This is a genomic window from Geodermatophilus sp. SYSU D00691, assembly GCF_054050275.1.
This window is the reverse complement of sequence record NZ_JBJGYZ010000014.1, coordinates 60,550-79,384: the sequence shown is the minus strand read 5'-3', so window position 1 is coordinate 79,384 and position 18,835 is coordinate 60,550. Positions and strand designations below refer to the sequence as shown.

18 protein-coding genes are annotated in these 18,835 nt (G+C 74.3%); 1 reads left to right on the top strand and 17 read right to left on the bottom strand.

Annotated features, from left to right (window positions below; translation table 11 throughout):
• Positions 1 to 5: 5 nt before the first annotated feature.
• The 7 genes from atpE to ACI797_RS12510 form a co-directional block, all read right to left on the bottom strand.
• A complete protein-coding gene (gene atpE, locus ACI797_RS12540) occupies positions 6 to 233 on the bottom strand; it encodes an ATP synthase F0 subunit C (RefSeq protein ID WP_135139887.1) in 228 nt (75 codons plus the stop codon).
• An 88-nt stretch (positions 234 to 321) separates the two neighbouring features.
• Positions 322 to 1,152 (bottom strand): F0F1 ATP synthase subunit A, encoded by an 831-nt coding sequence (atpB, locus tag ACI797_RS12535; protein ID WP_456539890.1) that lies wholly within the window; start codon positions 1,150 to 1,152, stop codon positions 322 to 324.
• Positions 1,149 to 1,472, bottom strand: a complete 324-nt coding sequence (locus tag ACI797_RS12530) for an AtpZ/AtpI family protein (RefSeq protein WP_456858952.1) — start codon at positions 1,470 to 1,472, stop codon at positions 1,149 to 1,151. The genes atpB and ACI797_RS12530 overlap by 4 nt, the downstream gene beginning before the upstream one ends.
• 60 nt (positions 1,473 to 1,532) lie before the next feature.
• Positions 1,533 to 1,973, bottom strand: coding sequence for a hypothetical protein (locus ACI797_RS12525; RefSeq protein WP_456539888.1), 441 nt, complete (start codon positions 1,971 to 1,973; stop codon positions 1,533 to 1,535).
• On the bottom strand, positions 1,970 to 3,232 hold the full coding sequence (locus tag ACI797_RS12520) for a glycosyltransferase family 4 protein (protein ID WP_456539887.1): 1,263 nt from the start codon (positions 3,230 to 3,232) through the stop codon (positions 1,970 to 1,972). Before ACI797_RS12520 ends, ACI797_RS12525 begins: the two co-directional genes overlap by 4 nt.
• 12 nt (positions 3,233 to 3,244) lie before the next feature.
• A complete protein-coding gene (locus tag ACI797_RS12515; protein ID WP_456858951.1) occupies positions 3,245 to 4,522 on the bottom strand; it encodes a serine hydroxymethyltransferase in 1,278 nt (425 codons plus the stop codon).
• 106 nt (positions 4,523 to 4,628) lie between these two features.
• On the bottom strand, positions 4,629 to 5,270 hold the full coding sequence (locus tag ACI797_RS12510) for an L-threonylcarbamoyladenylate synthase (protein ID WP_456858950.1): 642 nt from the start codon (positions 5,268 to 5,270) through the stop codon (positions 4,629 to 4,631).
• A 35-nt stretch (positions 5,271 to 5,305) separates the two neighbouring features.
• Between ACI797_RS12510 and ACI797_RS12505 the strand changes: the two genes are divergently transcribed.
• Positions 5,306 to 6,058, top strand: coding sequence for an endo alpha-1,4 polygalactosaminidase (locus ACI797_RS12505; RefSeq protein ID WP_456858949.1), 753 nt, complete (start codon positions 5,306 to 5,308; stop codon positions 6,056 to 6,058).
• 9 nt (positions 6,059 to 6,067) lie between these two features.
• Here ACI797_RS12505 and ACI797_RS12500 read toward each other — a convergent pair whose 3' ends face one another.
• The 10 genes from ACI797_RS12500 to argS all read right to left on the bottom strand — a co-directional run bounded on the left by ACI797_RS12500 (position 6,068) and on the right by argS (position 18,830).
• Positions 6,068 to 7,498, bottom strand: coding sequence for a serine/threonine-protein kinase (locus ACI797_RS12500; protein ID WP_456858948.1), 1,431 nt, complete (start codon positions 7,496 to 7,498; stop codon positions 6,068 to 6,070).
• Between the two features lie 22 nt (positions 7,499 to 7,520).
• Positions 7,521 to 8,342 carry a peptide chain release factor N(5)-glutamine methyltransferase gene (gene prmC, locus ACI797_RS12495; protein ID WP_456858990.1) on the bottom strand — a complete coding sequence of 274 codons (822 nt, stop codon included), beginning with the start codon at positions 8,340 to 8,342 and terminating at the stop codon, positions 7,521 to 7,523.
• 11 nt (positions 8,343 to 8,353) lie between these two features.
• Positions 8,354 to 9,433 carry a peptide chain release factor 1 gene (gene prfA / locus ACI797_RS12490; protein ID WP_456858947.1) on the bottom strand — a complete coding sequence of 360 codons (1,080 nt, stop codon included), beginning with the start codon at positions 9,431 to 9,433 and terminating at the stop codon, positions 8,354 to 8,356.
• Positions 9,434 to 9,571: 138 nt separating this feature from the next.
• A complete protein-coding gene (gene rpmE / locus ACI797_RS12485; RefSeq protein WP_456542908.1) occupies positions 9,572 to 9,796 on the bottom strand; it encodes a 50S ribosomal protein L31 in 225 nt (74 codons plus the stop codon).
• 184 nt (positions 9,797 to 9,980) lie between these two features.
• Entirely contained in the window at positions 9,981 to 12,080 is a 2,100-nt protein-coding gene (gene rho, locus ACI797_RS12480) for a transcription termination factor Rho (RefSeq protein ID WP_456858946.1), read from the bottom strand.
• Between the two features lie 248 nt (positions 12,081 to 12,328).
• Positions 12,329 to 13,249 (bottom strand): homoserine kinase, encoded by a 921-nt coding sequence (gene thrB / locus ACI797_RS12475; RefSeq protein ID WP_456858945.1) that lies wholly within the window; start codon positions 13,247 to 13,249, stop codon positions 12,329 to 12,331.
• Positions 13,246 to 14,319 carry a threonine synthase gene (thrC, locus tag ACI797_RS12470; protein WP_456858944.1) on the bottom strand — a complete coding sequence of 358 codons (1,074 nt, stop codon included), beginning with the start codon at positions 14,317 to 14,319 and terminating at the stop codon, positions 13,246 to 13,248. The genes thrB and thrC overlap by 4 nt, the downstream gene beginning before the upstream one ends.
• A 73-nt stretch (positions 14,320 to 14,392) precedes the next feature.
• Positions 14,393 to 15,685, bottom strand: a complete 1,293-nt coding sequence (locus ACI797_RS12465; protein WP_456858943.1) for a homoserine dehydrogenase — start codon at positions 15,683 to 15,685, stop codon at positions 14,393 to 14,395.
• A complete protein-coding gene (lysA, locus tag ACI797_RS12460) occupies positions 15,682 to 17,172 on the bottom strand; it encodes a diaminopimelate decarboxylase (RefSeq protein ID WP_456858942.1) in 1,491 nt (496 codons plus the stop codon). Before lysA ends, ACI797_RS12465 begins: the two co-directional genes overlap by 4 nt.
• The gene (gene argS, locus ACI797_RS12455) at positions 17,169 to 18,830 is read right to left on the bottom strand and encodes an arginine--tRNA ligase (RefSeq protein WP_456858941.1); all 1,662 of its coding nucleotides are present in this window, start codon (positions 18,828 to 18,830) and stop codon (positions 17,169 to 17,171) included. The genes lysA and argS overlap by 4 nt, the downstream gene beginning before the upstream one ends.
• Positions 18,831 to 18,835 lie beyond the last annotated feature (5 nt).

The window sequence follows — 18,835 nt, the reverse complement described above, 5'->3', positions numbered from 1 at the left end:
ACGGGTCAGATGCCGAAGACGAAGGGGACGACGAAGCCGATCAGGGCGAGCGCCTCGGAGAGGGCGAAGCCGAGGAAGGCGTAGGTACGCGTGAGGCCGGCCGACTCGGGCTGACGGGCGGTCGCCTGGATGTAGGCGGCCCAGACGATGCCCACGCCGATGCCCGGGCCGATGGCGGCGAGGCCGTAGCCGACCGAGCCGATGCTGCCGGTCAGTTCCGCGAGAACGTCCATTGCGGGGTGTTCCTCCTGTGTCGTCGCCCGGCGGAGTCCGGGCGGCTGGCGGGGGTCGTGCGGTGGTGCGGTTCGGGGGTGCGCTGGCTCAGTGCTCGGCTTCGATCGACCCGTTCAGGTACGTGCCCATCAGGACCGTGAAGACGTAGGCCTGCAGGAAGATGACCAGCAGCTCGAAGAAGGTCATGACGATCGCCATCAGCGCCGAGACCGGGCCGAAGATGAACGAGAAGTTGTCGCGGCTGAAGAGGTAGACCGCGCCGAGGGAGAAGACGACCAGCAGCATGTGGCCGGCGAACATGTTCGCGAAGAGCCGGACCGCGAGGGTGAACGGCCGCACGATGAAGTTCTGCAGGATCTCGATCGGCGTGACCAGGATGTACATCGGCTTGGGCACGCCGGGCAGGAACAGGATGTCCTTGAAGTAGCGGCCGGCGCCCTGCTCCCGGATCCCGATGTAGATGTAGAGGACCCAGCAGATCGCGGCCAGCACCAGGGGGAACGCGAACTTCGACATCGGCGAGATCTGCGCGAACGGGATGATCGACAGCATGTTGTTCGCGAGGATGAAGAAGAACAGCGAGGCCAGGAACGGCGCGAACGGCAGGCCCTTCGGCCCGACGACGTCGCGGGCGATCCCGTCGCGGACCAGCGAGTAGCCGCTCTCCCCGACGAACTGCAGCTTGCTCGGGACGATCGACGGCTTGCGCACCGTCGCGACGAGGAAGAGCAGCATCGCGATCGTGGCGATCCACAGCCAGACGGTGATCCGCGTGACCTCGAACGGGATGCCGAGCAGCGTGAACGAGAACAGGGGCTCCGGGTAGAACTCCTCGATACCGGGGGCCTGGAAGCCGTCACCGCCACCGCCCTCGGCGGCGGCGAGCACGTTCCCTAGCGCGAGGGCGCTCGAGGTCACCGTTGTCCCTTCTGCGTCCTGGGCCGGCTCCGTCGTCCGCCCGGGGTCGTGCCCTGCCCGCTCCCGTCGGCCGGGGGCAGGCCTCCGTACCTGGCCACCACCAGGTAGATGGCGACCGAGATGCCGAGGAGGATCCCGACCGGGACGAACACCTTCGTGTCCAGCCACCGGTCGAGCAACCAGCCGACCCCGCCCCACACGGCCATCCCGGAGATCAGCGTCCCGATGACGGCGTAGCCGGTCTCGGCACCACTGCCCTGCCCGGGCGTGACCGCAGGTCGAGGCCGGGGCTCCCCACGAGGGGGAAGGTCCTCGGCCATCGCGGCCGACAGTATCAGCCGGGGATCAGGCGCTCTGTCCCAGCCCGGGAGCGGGGGCCGTCAGTCACCCGTCCGGGGCGGCGCGGGCGGTGGCACGTAGTAGATCTGCCGCGTCCAGACCCAGCGCAGCTGCACGCCGCTCCACAGCAGCGCCCCCACGATCACGCTCCAGGCGAGGGCGAGCCGGTCGAGCCAGCCCTCCTCCGGCAGCGCGTTGAGCACGCCGAAGAGCACGACCGCCTTGACGAAGAACATGCCGAGCGCGGCGGGCAGCGTGAAGGAGTCGTTGATCCGCCCCGCCCACGCGACGACCAGGCCGGACGCGCAGAAGAACGCCGTGACGACGACGGCCCCGGCCAGCACGCCGACGGCGTCGTCCCACCCGGCGAGCAGCCCCACGACGGGCGCGGCCACCGCGGTGACGGCGGCGGCGACGAGGGCGCCCACCCGGAGGAACGACAGGTCCCAGGGGGCGTCGGACCGGGCGGCGGGGGTGGTCACGGGACCACCTGCCGCACGCCGGGCGTCCGCGGTTCCTGCTCGGGAGGGGCGGCCGGCAGCGGAGGCTGCACGGCGGCGGCCCGCGCCGCCCGGGCGGTCGGGTGGTCGGCGCGGCTGCGCTCCTTCTGCGCCAGCAGCTCGGCGGCGCGCGCCTCGCGGGCGGCCCGGCGGGCCCGGGGGCTGAGCACGACGACGACGCCGACGACCAGCAGGACGCCGATCGCCACCAGCAGCTCGGCGCGGCCGCCGGTGATCGACAGCGTCACCGCGCCGAACGACAGCAGCGCGGCCCAGAAGTACATGACCAGCACCGCGCGGCGGTGCGAGTGGCCGATCGAGAGCAACCGGTGGTGCAGGTGCATCTTGTCCGGCGAGAACGGCGACTTGCCCCGCAGGCTCCGGCGGACCACGGCCATGACCAGGTCGACGAACGGGATGAGCAGGATCGCGATCGGCACGAGCAGCGGCAGGGTCAGCGGCAGCAGGCTGGCCGCGGAGTCGAACGACTGGGGGTCCACTCCCCCGGTCGCCGTCACCGCCGCCGCCGAGAGCATCAGGCCGACCAGCATCGAGCCGGAGTCGCCCATGAAGATGCGGGCCGGGCTGAAGTTGTGCGGCAGGAAGCCCAGGCAGGCACCGGCCAGCGTCGCGGTGATGAGCGCAGGGGCGCTCGCGACGTCGTCGTAGCCGACGAGACCGAGGTTGTAGCTGTAGGCGAAGAAGGCCAGCGCCGCGATCGCCGAGACCCCGGCGGCCAGCCCGTCGAGGCCGTCGATGAAGTTCAGCGCGTTCACCGTGAGGACGGTGAGCAGGATCGTCAGCGGCACCCCGACGTCGGGGCCGAGCGACAGGGTGCCGATGTCGGCGACGGGCAGGAACACGAAGGCCAGCTGCACGCCGAGCAGCACCATGACCCCGGCCGCGGCGATCTGGCCGGTGAGCTTCGTGAGGGCGTCCAGGCCGAACTTGTCGTCGAGCACGCCGAGCAGGCAGATCAGGCCGCCGGCGGCGAGGACCGCGGCGGTCTGCGAGTCGTCGAAGGTGCGCTGCAGCGCCGGCAGGCGGGTGGCCACGAGCACGGCCGCCGCGACCCCGAAGTACATGGCCACGCCGCCGCCGCGCGGGGTGGGGATGACGTGCACGTCCCGCTCGCGCGGGGCGGCCATCATCCGCAGCCGGATCGCCACCATCCGCACCACCGGCGTGGCCAGGAAGGTGACCAGGCCGGCGGTGAGCAGGACGACGGCGTACTCGCGCATGGGCGGCGGCGGTCAGCCGGCGTGCTGCGGCTCGGGGTAGGCCGGGTGGGCCGAGACGAGCTCGCGGACGGCGGTGGCCACCTCGGTGGTGCGGCTGCCCTCGGCGTCGCGGATCGCCGTCCCGATGAGCGAGGCGATCTCCTTCATGTCCGTCTCGGTCATGCCCTGGGTGGTGACCGCCGGGCTGCCGACGCGGATGCCGGAGGCGACCGACGCCGGCTGCGGGTCGAACGGGATGGCGTTCTTGTTCAGCACGATGCCGGCGGCGTCGCAGCGGGCCTCGGCGTCGGCGCCGGTCACGCCCGTCTCGCGCAGGTCGAGGAGGGCGAGGTGGGTGTCGGTGCCGCCGGCGACCGGCCGCAGGCCCTCGGCGGCCAGGCCCTCGGTCAGCGCCTGCGCGTTGGCGATGACCTGGCGGGCGTAGGCCTGGTACTCAGGCTGCAGGCACTCCTTGAGGTTCACCGCCTTGGCGGCGACGGCGTGCATGAGCGGGCCGCCCTGCATCATCGGGAACGCGGCCTTGTCGATCGCCTTGGCGTGCTCCTCCTTGCAGACGATCGCGCCGCCGCGCGGGCCGCGCAGCACCTTGTGCGTGGTGAAGGTGACGACGTCGGCGTAGGGCACCGGGCTCGGGATGGCCTTGCCGGCGACCAGGCCGATGAAGTGCGCGGCGTCGACCATCATGATCGCGCCGACCTCGTCGCAGATCTCGCGGAAGGCGGCGAAGTCGATCAGCCGCGGGATCGCGGAGCCACCGCAGATGATCATCTTCGGCCGGTGCTCGCGGGCCAGGTCGCGGACCTGGTCGTAGTCGATGTGCTCGGTCTCGGGGTGCACGCCGTACTGGACGGCGTTGAACCACTTGCCCGAGAACGACACCTTGGCGCCGTGCGTGAGGTGCCCGCCGTGCGGCAGCGCCATCGCCAGCAGGGTGTCCCCGGGCTTGAGGAAGGCGCCGTAGGCGGCCAGGTTGGCGTTGGCGCCGGAGTGCGGCTGCAGGTTGGCGTGGTCGGCGCCGAAGAGCTCCTTGGCGCGGGCGATGCCGATCTCCTCGGCCCGGTCGACGACCTCGCAGCCGCCGTAGTAGCGGCGGCCGGGGTAGCCCTCGGCGTACTTGTTCGACAACGTGCTGCCCAGGGCGGCGAGCACCGCCGGGCTGGTGAAGTTCTCGCTGGCGATGAGCTGCAGGCCGCCGCGGAGGCGGTCGAGCTCGTCGACGACCACGCCGGCGATGTCGGGATCGAAGTCGGCCAGGGCGTCGAAGTCCGGGCCCCAGTAGGGGGTGCTCATCGCGGCGCGCTCCAGAGGCGTCGGGCGGGGGGCTGTCGCACCACGGTATCGCCCGGGCCTGGAACGGAGTGGATCCGTGCCGGTGACCGGCGCGAATCCACTCCGCTCAGTCCGTGATGTCGGGCACGACCTCGCGCAGGCGCTCCACCGGGATGGCGCCGACCCGCAGCACGCGCGGGGTCGGCGCGGTGCAGTCGACGATCGTGCTCGCCGCCGAGCCGGCCCGCGGTCCGCCGTCCAGGACGACGGCGGCGTGCTCGCCGAGCTGGTCGACCGCCTCCTGCGCGGTCGTCGCGGCCGGGCGGCCGGAGCGGTTGGCGCTGGACACCGCGAGCGGGCCGGTGCGCCGCAGCAGGTCGCGGGCGACGTCGTCGTCGGGCAGGCGGACGGCGACCGTGCCCTCCGCGTCGCCGAGGTCCCAGGCGAGCGACGGCGCGTGCTCCACGACGAGGGTCAGCCCGCCGGGCCAGAACGCCTGCGCCAGCTCGTTCGCCACGGGGGGCAGGTGCAGCACCAGCCCGGACAGGGTGGACGCCTCGCCGACCAGCACCGGCACCGGCATGGCCCGGCCGCGGTTCTTCGCCGCGAGCAGGCCGGTGACGGCCCCGGGGCTGAACGCGTCGGCGGCCACGCCGTAGACGGTGTCGGTGGGCAGCAGGACCAGCTTCCCGTCGGCGATCGCGGCGGCCGCGGCGTCGAGGCCGGCAGCCCGGGCGTCGGGATCGGAGCAGTCGAAGACGTCGGCCACGACCGACGATCCTGCCGCACCTACGCTGCGGTCCCGTGCGGTGGGCGGCGCTCGCGGTCGCCGGGCTGCTGGTGCTGCCCGGCTGCGGCGGGGTGCCCGACGTGCTCCAGCCGCCGCGCGGTGGGGGCTTCGACTACCAGCTCGGCGGCGCCTACCCGACCGCGGCCGGGGTCGGCATCGTCGTCCGCGACCGGGAGGATCCGGCCGACCCGGCGCTCTACTCGGTCTGCTACGTCAACGCCTTCCAGACGCAACCGGGCGACACCTCGATCCCCGGGGAGCTGCTGCTCCGCGACGCCGACGGCGACCCGGTCGAGGACCCGGCCTGGCCCGGGGAGTTCCTCCTCGACATCTCCTCCGAGGACGACCGCGAGGCGCTGCTGCAGGTGGTCGGCGGGTGGATCGACGGTTGCGCCGCCCACGGGTTCGAGGCGGTCGAACCGGACAACCTCGACAGCTGGACCCGGTCGGGCGGCCTGCTCGACCGGGCGGACGCCGTGGCGATGGCCCGGCTGCTGGTCGACCGGGCGCACGCCGCCGGCCTGGCCGTCGCGCAGAAGAACGCCGCCGAGCTCGCGGACGACGACCTCGGGTTCGACCTCGCCATCACCGAGGACTGCGCGGCGTTCGACGAGTGCGACGTGTACGCCGCGGCCTACGACGTCGTGCTGGACGTCGAGTACGGGCCCTGCGACGCCGCCCCGGAGCAGGTGCGGGTGCTGCGCCGCGACCTCGCGCTGACCACGCCCGGCACGCCGGGCTACGTGTTCGAGGAGTGCGGCTCCTGAGCGCCCGGCTCAGCCGTCGCCCTCGTCGCCGTCGTCCCCTCCCTCGTCGCCGTTCCCGTTGCCGTTGCCGTTGCCGTTGCCGTTGCCGTTGCCATTCCCGTTCCCGTTGCCATTGCCATTGCCGTTCCCGTTGCCGTTGCCGTTCCCCTCGTCGCCGGCGGGCGGCGCCGGTACGGGCGGGACGGCGTAGGACACCCGCACCGCGTCGCCGGGGGCGAGCGTGCCGGTCGGCTCGACCGCCGTGACCTGCCCGGCGGCGACGTCGGCGGTCTCCACGGGGACGAGCTCCACCGCCAGCCCGCGGGCGATCAGCTCCGCCTGGACCTCCGACACCGGCCGACCCAGGAACTCCTCGGCGGCGACCTCGACCCCTGCCGGGCTCGACGTCGTGCTCGTGGGGGCCTCCTCGGCGTCGGTCGGCGCGGAGCGGCCGGCGAGGACGACGACCACGACGGCGACGGCGATCGCGGCGAGCGCACCCAGCAGGAGCGGGACGACGCGCCGCCGGCGGGCGGGTGCGGCGGCCGGCGGCGTCCCGGGCGAGGTCGGCGGCACCGCGGCGACCGGCAGCACCAGCGTGGGCGCCGGCCCCACCGGGCTGGTCGGCGCGCCGGCGACCAGCCGGTCCACCGCGTCGCGCACCGCGGCGCCGTCCGGGAACCTCTCGGCGGGGTCCTTGGCCATGGCCCGCTCGACGAGCGCGCGGACGGCCGGCGGCACGTCGGCCGGCAGGGGCGGCGGCTCCTCGCGGATGTGCTTGACCGCGACCTGGACCGGGTTGTCGCCGTCGAAGGCGCGCCGCCCGGCCAGGCACTCCCACGCGACCACGGCGAGGGAGTAGACGTCGCTGGCGGCGCTGACCGGCGCACCGGAGGCCTGTTCCGGCGAGAGGTAGTGCGCGGTGCCGAGCACCTGGCCGGTCGCGGTCACCGGGACGCCGGCCGCGGACCGGGCGATCCCGAAGTCGGTGATCTTCACGACGCCGTCCCGCCGGACGAGCAGGTTGGCCGGCTTGACGTCGCGGTGCACGAGGCCGGCGGCGTGCGCCGCGGCGAGGCCGTCCGCGGTCTGGCGGACCAGGTCGAGGGTCCGCTGGACGCCGGGCCGCGGCTGCCGGGCGAGCAGCGCGGCGAGCGACTCCCCCTCGACCAGCTCCATCACGAGGTAGGCCAGCGGCGCGCCGCCCGTGGCGGAGCGCGTCTCGCCGTAGTCGAAGACGGCGGCGATGTGCGGGTGGGTGAGGACGGCGGCGTGCTGCGCCTCGGCCCGGAACCGGGCCAGGAAGGATGCGTCGCCGGCCATGTCGTCACGCAGCAGCTTGACGGCGACCGGGCGGTCGAGGAGCGTGTCGCGGCCGCGCCACACCTGGCCCATCCCGCCACCGGCGATCAGGGCGTGCAGCTCGTAGCGACCGGCGAGCAGCCGGGTTCCCGCTTCCATGCAACCTCCTGGGCCGGGGGGATCAGCCGCGCCGCGCGGTCGTGTACCGCGGCCGGCCGGTCAGGTCGGGGTGGTCCTCGACGTCGGTCCAGCCGCCGTGCGCCCGCACCAGCGCCGGGAGCGCGCCGCCCTGCTGGTCGGCGTGCTCGATGCCCAGCCACCCGCCGGACCTCAGCAGGCGTGCCGCCGTGACCAGCAGGCCCCGGACGACGTCGAGCCCGTCGGGCCCGCCCCACAGCGCCAGCGGCGGGTCGTGGTCGGCGACCTCGCGGGGCACGCGGGCGCCGTCGGGGACGTACGGCGGGTTGGACACCACCAGGTCGACCGTGCCGTCGAGGTCGGCGAGCAGGGTGGGGTCGGTCATGTCGCCGGCCAGCACCTCGACCGTCGAGCCGGATGCGTTGGTCCGGGTCCACTCGATGGCGACCGGGTCGCGCTCGACGGCGACCACCCGGGCGCCGGGGTGCTCGTGGGCGATCGACAGGGCGATCGCGCCGGACCCGGCGCCGAGGTCGACGACCACGGGCGCGGCCGACCCGGCCAGCCGCTCCAGCGCCCAGCCCACCAGCGCCTCGGTCTCGGGCCGGGGCACGAAGACGCCGGGGCCCACGGCCAGCTCGAGGTGGCGGAACGGCGCCCGCCCGGTGAGGTGCTGCAGCGGCACCCGGTCGGCCCGCTGCTCGAGCAGGGCGGCGAACCGGGCCGCGACGTCGTCCGGGACCTCGTCGAGGGTGAGCAGCCCGGTGCGCGTGGTGCCCACCGCGAAGGCGAGCAGCAGCTCGGCGTCGACGCGCGGCGAGGCGACGCCGGCCTCGTCCAGGCGCCGGGCGGCGTCCCCGAGCAGCGTGCGGGTCTTCAGGAGCCGGCCGCCAGCAGCTCGGCGGTGTGCGCGCGGTCGAGCGCGTCGATGACGGCGTCGAGGTCGCCGTCGAGCACCTGGTCGAGGTTGTAGGCCTTGTAGCCGACGCGGTGGTCGGAGATCCGGTTCTCCGGGAAGTTGTAGGTGCGCACCCGCTCGCTGCGGTCGACCGTGCGCACCTGGCTGCGCCGCTGGTCGCTGGCCGCGGCGGCGGCCTCCTCGCGGGCGGCGGCGAGCAGCCGGGAGCGCAGGATGCGCAGCGCCGACTCGCGGTTCTGCAGCTGGCTCTTCTCGTTCTGGCAGCTGACCACGATGCCGGTGGGCAGGTGGGTGATCCGGACGGCGGAGTCGGTGGTGTTCACGCTCTGCCCGCCCGGGCCCGAGGAGCGGAAGACGTCGATGCGCAGGTCGTTCGGGTCGACGGTGACGTCGACCTCCTCGGCCTCGGGCAGCACCAGCACGCCGGCGGCGGAGGTGTGGATCCGGCCCTGCGACTCGGTGACCGGCACCCGCTGCACGCGGTGGACGCCGCCCTCGAACTTCAGCCGCGACCAGATGCCCTCGTCGCCGCGGGCCTTGATCGCGACGCTCACGTCCTTGTAGCCGCCCAGCTCGGCGTCGACGGCGTCGATGACCTCGGCCGACCAGCCTCGCCGCTCGGCGTAGCGCAGGTACATGCGCAGCAGGTCGCCGGCGAACAGGGCCGACTCGGCGCCACCCTCCCCCGCCTTGACCTCGAGGATGACGTCCTTGTCGTCGTCGGGGTCCTTGGGCAGCAGCTGCTCGCGCAGGCGGTCGGACAGCTCGTCGATGCGGCCCTCCAGCGCGGTCGCCTCGGCGGCGAAGGAGGCGTCCTCGGCCGCCAGCTCGCGGGCGGCGGAGAGGTCGTCGCGGGCGCTGTCCAGGGCGCGGGCCGTCTCGACGACCGGCGCGAGCTGGGCGTAGCGCCGGCCCAGGCGGCGGGCGCGGGACTGGTCGGCGTGCACGGCCGGGTCGGCGAGCTCGACCTCCAGCGAGGCGTGCTCGGCGAGCAGCCCGGCCAGCCGGTCGGTGCCGGCCTCGGTGCCGGAGGTCATCTCGGTCGCCTCCCAGTGCGCTTCATCGCGATCAAGCCCGGGTGCTTCATCGCGATGAAGCACCGGTGGACGGGTGCGGACATGGCAACGGCGCCCGTCCCCACCCTCGCGGGGTGGGCACGGGCGCCGTGCGGGTCGCTACTTGCCGGCGCCGGCGGTGCGCTTGCCGAACCGCTTCTCGAAGCGGGCGACGCGGCCACCGGTGTCGAGGATCTTCTGCTTGCCGGTGTAGAAGGGGTGGCAGGCCGAGCAGACCTCGACGGTCAGCTGACCGTTCGGGGCGGTGCTGCGGGTCTGGAACGTGTTGCCACAGCCACAGGTCACGGTGGTGACGTTGTAGGCCGGGTGGATGTCGGGCTTCATGAAGTCGCCTCTTCTGCGAAGTCTGTGTGGTTCACCGGGTCGAACGCGGGCGGACGGCGGTGCATTCCGCCCCCGCCCGGCGGGCTCGGCCGACCAGTATCCCTGATCGTGGTGGGGGGCTGGAACGGCCCCCTTCCAGGGCCCCGGCCCGAGCGCGCGAGGGCCGGGGAGGAAGGGGGTCCTTCTAGTCGTTGCCCGGGCCGAGCGTCGTCTTCTGGATCTGCATGAGGAACTCGACGTTGTTGCGGGTCTTCCGCAGCTTGTCGAGCAGCAGCTCGAGGGCCTGCTGCGGCTCCAGCGCGGAGAGCACCCGCCGCAGCTTGATGAGGATGGCCAGCTCGTCGGGCGACATGAGGATCTCCTCCTTGCGCGTGCCCGACGCGTTGACGTCCACGGCCGGGAAGACCCGCTTGTCCGCCAGCCGGCGGTCGAGCTTGATCTCCGCGTTACCCGTGCCCTTGAACTCCTCGAAGATGACCGTGTCCATGGTGGACCCGGTCTCGACCAGCGCCGAGGCGATGATCGTCAGCGAGCCGCCGTGCTCGATGTTGCGGGCCGCACCCAGGAACCGCTTGGGCGGGTACAGCGCGGTCGAGTCGACACCGCCGGAGAGGATGCGCCCGCTGGCGGGGGCCGCCAGGTTGTAGGCACGGCCCAGGCGGGTGATCGAGTCGAGCAGGACGACGACGTCGTGGCCCATCTCGACCAGGCGCTTGGCCCGCTCGATGGACAGCTCGGCGACCGTGGTGTGGTCCGACGGCGGCCGGTCGAAGGTCGAGGCGATGACCTCGCCCTTCACCGAGCGCTGCATGTCGGTGACCTCCTCGGGCCGCTCGTCGACGAGGACGACCATGAGGTGGCACTCGGGGTTGTTGCGGGTGATCGCGTTGGCGATCGCCTGCAGCACCATCGTCTTGCCGGCCTTCGGCGGCGAGACGATCAGCGCGCGCTGGCCCTTGCCGATCGGCATGACCAGGTCGATGACCCGGGTGGTCAGCTGGTGCGCCTCGGTCTCCAGCCGCAGGCGCTCCTGCGGGTAGAGCGGGGTCAGCTTGTGGAACTCCGGGCGCTGGCGCGCCTGCTCGGGGTCCAGGCCGTTGACCGTGTCGAGGCGGACGAGGGCGTTGTACTTGTCCTTGCGCTCGCCCTCGCGCGGCTGCCGGACGGCGCCGGTGATGGCGTCGCCGCGGCGGAGGCCGTAGCGGCGCACCTGCGACAGCGAGACGTAGACGTCGTTCGGGCCGGTCAGGTAACCGGACGTGCGCACGAAGGCGTAGTTGTCCAGGACGTCGAGGATGCCGGCGACCGGCAGCAGCACGTCGTCGTCGCTGATGGTCGGCTCGGTCTGGTCGAAGCGGTCGCGCCCGCGCCGGTTGCGGTCGCGGTAGCGGCGCCCGCGGCGGCCGCGGCCGCCCTCGAAGTCGTCGTCGTCCTCGTCGCGGTCGTTGCGGCCGCCGTCGCGGTCGGTGCGGTCACCGCGGTCGGTGCGGTTGTCGCTCCGGTTGGCCGGGCGGTCGCCGCGGTCGGGGCCGCGGTTGCCGCCGTCGCGGTTCTCCGTGCGCCCGCCGTCACGGCCACCGTCGCGGCCCTCGGCACGGCCACCGTCGCGGCCCTCGGCTCGGCCACCGTCGCGGTTCTCGGCACGGCCACCGTCGCGGTCGCGGGTGCGCGCCGGACGGTCGCCCTCGACGCGGTCGCCGTCCCGGTTGTCGCGACGGTTCCGGTCGCGGTCACGGGAACGCGCCGGCCGGTCGGCGTCGGTGCGCTCCTCGGCGGGCGTGGCCGTGTCGGCCGGCGCCGCGCTCTCGACGGGCGCGGGGGCCTCGGCGGCGGGCGCCTCGGGGGCGTCCTCGGCGGACGGGGAGCCGGCGGGCCGGCTGGCGCCGCGGCGCCGGCGGGCGGGAGCGCCCGCGGTGTCACCCACGACCGGACCGGAGTTGGCGCCGCCGCTGACCGGGGCCTCCAGCGGCTCGGCCGCGGTGGGGGCGCCGGTGCGCCCGTTCACGGTGCCCTCGGCGGGGGCGGCGGGCGCCGGCACGGAGCCGTTGGCCTCGCTCCCGACCTGGCGGGCGGAGATGGCGGCGACCAGGTCGCCCTTGCGCATCCGGCCGGTGCCGGTGATGCCCAGTTCGGCTGCCAGCTGCTGCAGCTCGGGCAGCAGCATCCCCGACAGCCCGCTGCCGCGGCGACGGGAACGTCCCGCCGTCCCAGAAGCGGCAGGTGCCCCGCTCGAGCCGGGCGCGTCCTGCGCGCCGGTCACGGCGAGGTCGGTGCTTTCACTCACGTACAGGTCCTTCCCTGCGGTGACCTGCGCCCACTGGCGCAGGGGGTGACCCGTCCTCGTCGGCTCCGTCGGGAAGAGGGGACACCGAAGAAGACGGATCTCATGGGTGCGAGGCGGATCAGCGGCGACGGATGGTGTTCGTCTGCAACGCCCCGCGCGAGGCTCGCCCCTGGGGGCGGCTACGTCGTGAGCCTAGACGCGACCCACGGACACGACAACACCGGTCGGTCCCGGCGTGTTCCTCGTTATCAGGACGATACCTCTGCTCCACGAGCGCCCTGCACCGAGAGTACGCGCGCGCCGGTCGGATCGACGTCCAGCGGCAGCGCCTGCCACCCCGTGGGGGTGAGTTCGGTCACCCGGGCGACGGAGGGACGCCGGGCGAGAGCCAGCACGCTCGGGCCGGCGCCGGAGACGACGGCGGCGTGCCCGGCCGCCCGCAGCCGGTCGACGAGCTCGAGCGACGCGGGCATCGCGGCGCCGCGCTGCCGCTGGTGCAGCCGGTCCTCGGTGGCCTCGAGCAGGAACCCCGGCTCCCGCGTCAGCGCGTGCACCAGCAGCGCGGCCCGGCCGGCGTTGAACGCGGCGTCCGCGTGCGGCACGACCTGCGGCAGCAGGCCGCGGGCCACGTGCGTCGACAGGGTGGTGGCCGGCACGAACACGACCGGGGCGATGTCGGGGGCGACGTCGAAGTTGTCGGCGCGGGCGCCGTCCGCCGTCAGCCACGAGAGGGTGGCGCCGCCGAGCAGGCACGCGGCCACGTTGTCGGGGTGCCCCTCGAGCTCGGTGGTGAGCCGCAGGACCGCGTCGCCGTCGACGGTCCCGACGTCGGGGCACAGCGCCCAGGCGGCGTACACGCCGGCGACGACCGCGGCCGCCGAGGAGCCCAGCCCCCGCCCCTGCGGGATCTCGTTGGCGGCCGACAGCCGCAGCCCTCGCGGGGCCCAGCCGAGCTGGTCGCAGGCGGCGCGGAACGCGCGGACCACCATGTGCGACTCGTCGGTGGGCAGCTCGCCGGCGCCGACGCCGGTCACCTCGACCGACAGCCCGCCGTCGGTGACGGTGAACTCCAGGACGTCGTGGAGCGAGAGCGCCAGGCCGGCGCAGTCGAACGCCGGACCCAGGTTCGCGGTGGTCGCGGGCACCCGGACCCGGACGCCGGCCGTCACAGGCCCAGCTGGGCCGCGGCCGCGCCCGCGTCCACCGGGATCGACACCGGGGCGGGCGCGCCGGAGATGGCCCACTCCGGGTCCTTGAGCCCGTTGCCGGTCACGGTGCAGACCACCCGCGAGCCGGCGGGCAGCTCTCCCGCCTGGGCGACCTGCAGCAGCCCGGCGACCGAGGCCGCCGAGGCCGGCTCGACGAACACCGCCTCCTTGCGGGCGAGCAGCCGGTAGGCGGCCAGGATCGCCCGGTCGGTGACCGCGTCGATCCGGCCGCCGGACTCGTCGCGGGCGGCCAGCGCCTTGGTCCAGGACGCCGGGTTGCCGATGCGGATGGCGGTGGCGATCGTCGTCGGCTGCTCGACCACCTGGCCGGTGACGATGGGCGCGGCGCCGGCGGCCTGGAAGCCCCACATCCGCGGCAGCTTCGTCGCCGGCCCGTCGGCGGCGTACTCGCGGTAGCCCTGCCAGTAGGCGGTGATGTTGCCGGCGTTGCCCACCGGCAGGCAGTGGACGTCGGGGGCGTCGCCGAGCACGTCGACGACCTCGAACGAGGCGGTCTTCTGCCCCTCGATCCGGTACTGGTTGACGCTGTTGACCAGGCTGACCGGGTAGTCGATGGCCAGCTTGCTGGCCAGCGCCAGGCAGTCGTCGAAGTTGCCCTGCACCTGCAGCAGCTGGGCGCCGTGGACCAGCGCCTGGGCGAGCTTGCCGGTGGCGATCTTGCCCTGCGGCACGAGGACGGCGCAGACCAGGCCGGCGCGCGCGGCGTAGGCGGCGGCGCTGGCGCTGGTGTTGCCGGTCGAGGCGCAGATGACCGCCTGCGACCCCTCCTCGACGGCCTTGGTGATGGCCATCGTCATGCCGCGGTCCTTGAAGGAGCCGGTCGGGTTGGCGCCCTCCACCTTGAGGTAGACCTCGCAGCCGGTCAGCCGGGAGATCTCGGGCGCGGGCACCAGCGGGGTCGCGCCCTCCTGCAGCGTCACCACCGGGGTGGTGTCGCTGACCGGCAGCCGGGAGCGGTAGGCCTCGATCAGCCCCGGCCAGAACGGCGAGACGGTCCTCGGAACGGTCACGACAACTCCTCGCTGACGCTCGTCGTCGTCACGCCCGACGGTGCTCTGCCCCCGCGGAACCTCGCGCGCCCGGTCACGTCAGGCCCTCCACCCGCAGCACGCTGGTCACCCCGCGGACCGCGGGCATCCCCTGCAGCGCGGCGACCGTCGCCGACAGGGCGGCGTCCGGGGCGCTGTGGGTGACGATCACGAGCGTGGCGGCGTCACCGTGCCCGTCCTGGCGGACGGTCGCGATGCTGACCCCCTGCTCGGCGAACTCGTGCGCGACCGCCGCGAGCACACCCGGGCGGTCGGCGACGTCGAGGCTCACGTGGTAGCGGGTCGGGGTCTCGGCGATCGGCCGCGCGGGCAGCCCCGCGTAGGAGGTGACGGCCGGGCCGGGCGCACCGGCCAGCCGGTTGCGCGCCACCGCGACCAGGTCGCCGAGGACGGCGCTGGCCGTGGGCTCACCGCCGGCGCCCTGCCCGTAGAACATCAGCTGCCCGGCCGCCTCGGCCTCGACGTACACGGCGTTGAACGCGCCGTTGACCCCGGCCAGCGGGTGCGAGGTCGGGATCATCGCCGGGTGCACGCGGACGGCCACCGAGTCGCCGTCCTCCCCCGCCACCCGCTCGCAGATGGCCAGCAGCTTGACCACGCAGCCGATCTCGGCGGCCCGCGCGACGTCGGTCGCGGTCACCGCCGAGATGCCCTCGCGGTAGACGTCGGTGCCGGAGACCGGGGTGTGGAACGCCAGCGAGGCGAGGATCGCGGCCTTGGAGGCGGCGTCGAAGCCGTCGACGTCGGCGGTGGGGTCGGCCTCGGCGTACCCGAGCTCGGTGGCCTCGGCCAGCGCCTCGGTGAAACCGGCGCCGGTCTCGGCCATGCGGGAGAGGATGTAGTTCGTCGTCCCGTTGACGATGCCGACGACGCGCCGCAGCTGGTCGCCCGCCAGCGACTCGCGCAGCGGACGCAGCAGCGGGATCGCGCCGGCGACGGCGGCCTCGTAGTACAGGTCGACGCCGGCCTTGGCCGCGGCGGCGTGCAGCGCGACGCCGTCCTCGGCCAGCAGCGCCTTGTTGGCGCTCACCACGGGCTTGCCGGCCTCGAAGGCGGCCAGCAGCAGGGTGCGCGCCGGCTCGATGCCGCCGATGACCTCGACGACGAGGTCGACGTCGTCGCGGGTGACCAGCGCCTCGGCGTCGGTGGTGAGCAGCTCCGCCGGGACGTCGGGGTGGTGGTCGGGACGGCGGACGGCGACCCCCACCACCTCGACCCGGCGGCCGATGCGGGCGGCGAGGTCCTCCCCCTGCTCCGCGATCAGCCGCAGCACCGCCGAGCCGACGGTGCCGCAGCCCAGCAGCGCGACGCGCAGCGCCGGCGTCACGACCGCACCACCGCGTGCTCGGGCGCCGGCTGGGAGGGGGCGGGGGTGGGCGCGGGCACGTCGGCCAGGACCGCGTCGAGGGCGAACACGTCGGACAGTGTCTGACGCCGCACCACCTCGGTGGCAGTGCCGTTGCGCACAGCCACCACCGGGGGCTTGAGCAGGTAGTTGTAGTTGCTCGCCATCGACCAGCAGTAGGCGCCCGTGGCGGCGACCGCCAGCAGGTCGCCGGGCTGCACGTCGGAGGGCAGCCACAGGTCGCGGACCAGGATGTCGCCGCTCTCGCAGTGCTTGCCCACCACCCGGCACAGCGCGGGCGGGGCGTCGGAGGTGCGGTTGGCCAGCACGCAGGTGTAGGCCGCGTCGTAGAGGGCGGTGCGGATGTTGTCGCTCATCCCGCCGTCGACGGAGACGTAGTTGCGCACCAGCGGCGCACCCGGCGTGCCGCTGGCCCCGAGCCGGACCGGCTTGATCGTGCCGATCTCGTACAGGGTGACGGTGCCCGGCCCGGCGATGGCCCGCCCGGGCTCGACGGCCAGCCGCGGGACCGGCTGGTCCAGCGCCGCGCACTCGGCGGCCACGACGGCGCGCAGCCTCGCCGCGACGTCGTGCGGGCTCACCGGGTCGTCGTCGGAGAGGTAGGCGATGCCGAACCCGCCGCCGAGGTTGAGCTCGCCGAGCGCCTCGCCGGTGGCCTGGCGGACCTGCCCGAGCAGGCCGACGACGCGGTGCGCGGCGGCCTCGAACCCGGCGGTGTCGAAGATCTGCGAGCCGATGTGGCTGTGCAGGCCGGCGAGGTGCAGCGCCGGCTCGCGGATCACCCGGACCGCGGCGGTCAGCGCGTCGCCGGTGGCCAGCGAGAAGCCGAACTTCTGGTCCTCGTGCGCGGTGGCGATGAACTCGTGGGTGTGCGCCTCGATGCCGACGGTGGCCCGGACGAGGACGGCGACCGGAGCGCCCCCGGCGGCCACGCGCGCGGCGGCCAGCGGGACCAGCCGCTCGATCTCGTCGAAGGAGTCGAGCACGATCCGGCCGATCCCGGCCTCGACGGCCATGCGCAGCTCGAGCAGCGACTTGTTGTTGCCGTGCAGCGCGATCCGCGCGGCCGGGAAGCCGGCCGCCAGCGCCAGGGCCAGCTCGTTGCCGGAGCAGGCGTCGAGGTGCAGCCCGTCCTCGGCGATCCAGCGGGCCACCTGCCCGCACAGGAACGCCTTGGAGGCGTAGTGGACGTCGGCGCCGTCGAAGGCCGCGGCGAAGTCGGCGGCCCGGCCGCGGAAGTCGGACTCGTCGAGCACGAACAGCGGGGTGCCGTGCTCGCGGGCCAGCTCGGTCACCGGCCGGCCGCCGAGGTGCAGCTCGCCGTCGACCCGCTCGGCCGTGCGCGGCCACACATGCGGGTCGACCACGCCGAGGTCGGCCGGCGGCGGACCGGCCGGCGTGGGCTGCTGCAGGTTCCCGTGCAGGGGACCCGCAGGGTGCGCCCTCACATCCGCTCCGGCGCGGAGACGCCGAGGACGCCCAGCCCGTTGCGCAGCACGACCGCGGTGGCGGCGCAGAGCCACAGCCGCGCGGTGTTCAGCGGGCCCACCTCCTCGTCGCCGCGGGGCAGCACCCGGCAGTTGTCGTAGAAGCGGTGGTAGGTGCCGGCCAGCTCCTCGAGGTAGCGGGCGACGCGGTGCGGCGCCCGCAGCTCGGCCGCGGTGGAGAGCACCCGCGGGAACTCGCCGATCGCCCGCAGCAGGTCGCCCTCCCGCGGGTGCGACAGCTGCGCGGTGTCGACGGCGCCGGCCTCGCCCAGCGGCAGCCCCAGATCGGCGGCGTTGCGCAGCACCGAGGCGATCCGGGCGTGCGCGTACTGCACGTAGAAAACCGGGTTGTCGCTGGTCTGCCGGCTCCACAGGTCGATGTCGATGTCGATCTGCTGGTCGACCGAGGCCCGGGCCAGCGCGTACCGCGCGGCGTCGACGCCGATCGCGTCGACGAGGTCGGACAGCAGCACGATCGTACCGGCCCGCTTGCTCATGCGGACGGGCTCGCCGCCGCGGAGCAGGTTGACGAGCTGGCCGATGAGGATCTCGAGGTTCTGCGCCGGGTCGTCCCCGGTGGCGGCGACCAGGGCCTTGTAGCGCCCGACGTAGCCGGAGTGGTCGGCGCCGAGCATGATCACGGCCTTGTCGAAGCCCCGCGCCCGCTTGTCGAGGTAGTAGGCGCAGTCGGAGGCGAAGTACGTCGTCTCGCCGTCGGCCTTGACGAGGACGCGGTCCTTGTCGTCGCCGAAGTCGGTCGTGCGCAGCCACACCGCGCCGTCGGCCTCGTAGACGTGCCCCTGCTCCCGCAGCCGGGCGATGGCCTTGTCCACCGCGCCGGTCTCGTAGAGCGACTTCTCGCTGAACCACACGTCGAAGACGACGCCGAAGTCCACCATCGACCGGCGGATCTCGTCGAGCATCAGCGCGACGCCGCGGTCGCGGAAGACCTGCACCTGCTCGGCCTCGTCGCGGGCGAGCAGGTCGGGCACCTCGGCCACCACGGAGGCCGCGATGTCGGCGATGTAGGTGCCGCCGTAGCCGTCCTCGGGCACCGGCCGGCCGTTGGCCGCGGCCTGCAGGCTGCGCGCGAACCGGTCGATCTGGGCGCCCGCGTCGTTGATGTAGTACTCGCGGGTCACCGCGGCCCCGCTGGCCTCGAGCAGCCGGCCGATCGCGTCGCCGACCGCCGCCCACCGGCTGCCGCCGATGTGCACCGGCCCGGTCGGGTTGGCCGAGACGAACTCCAGGTTCAGCCGCTGCCCGGCGAGGACGTCGGTGCGGCCGTAGGCCTCCCCCGCCGTCACGGCCCGGACGGCGATCTGGCCCAGGGCGTCCTTGGCCAGCACCAGGTTGAGGAAGCCGGGGCCGGCGATGTCGACCGACGCGATGCCGTCGTGCGCCCGCAGCTCGGCGGCCAGCGCCTCGGCCACCTCGCGGGGCGGGCGGCCGGCGGCCTTCGCCAGGCGCAGGGCCACGTTGGTGGCGTAGTCGCCGTGCTCGGGGTTCTTCGGGCGCTCGACGAGGACGTCGTCGGGGACCTCGACCGACAGCGCGCCTCGGTCGACGGCCGCGGCCACGGCGGTCCGGACGACGTCGCGCAGCTGCTCGGGTGTCACCGGTC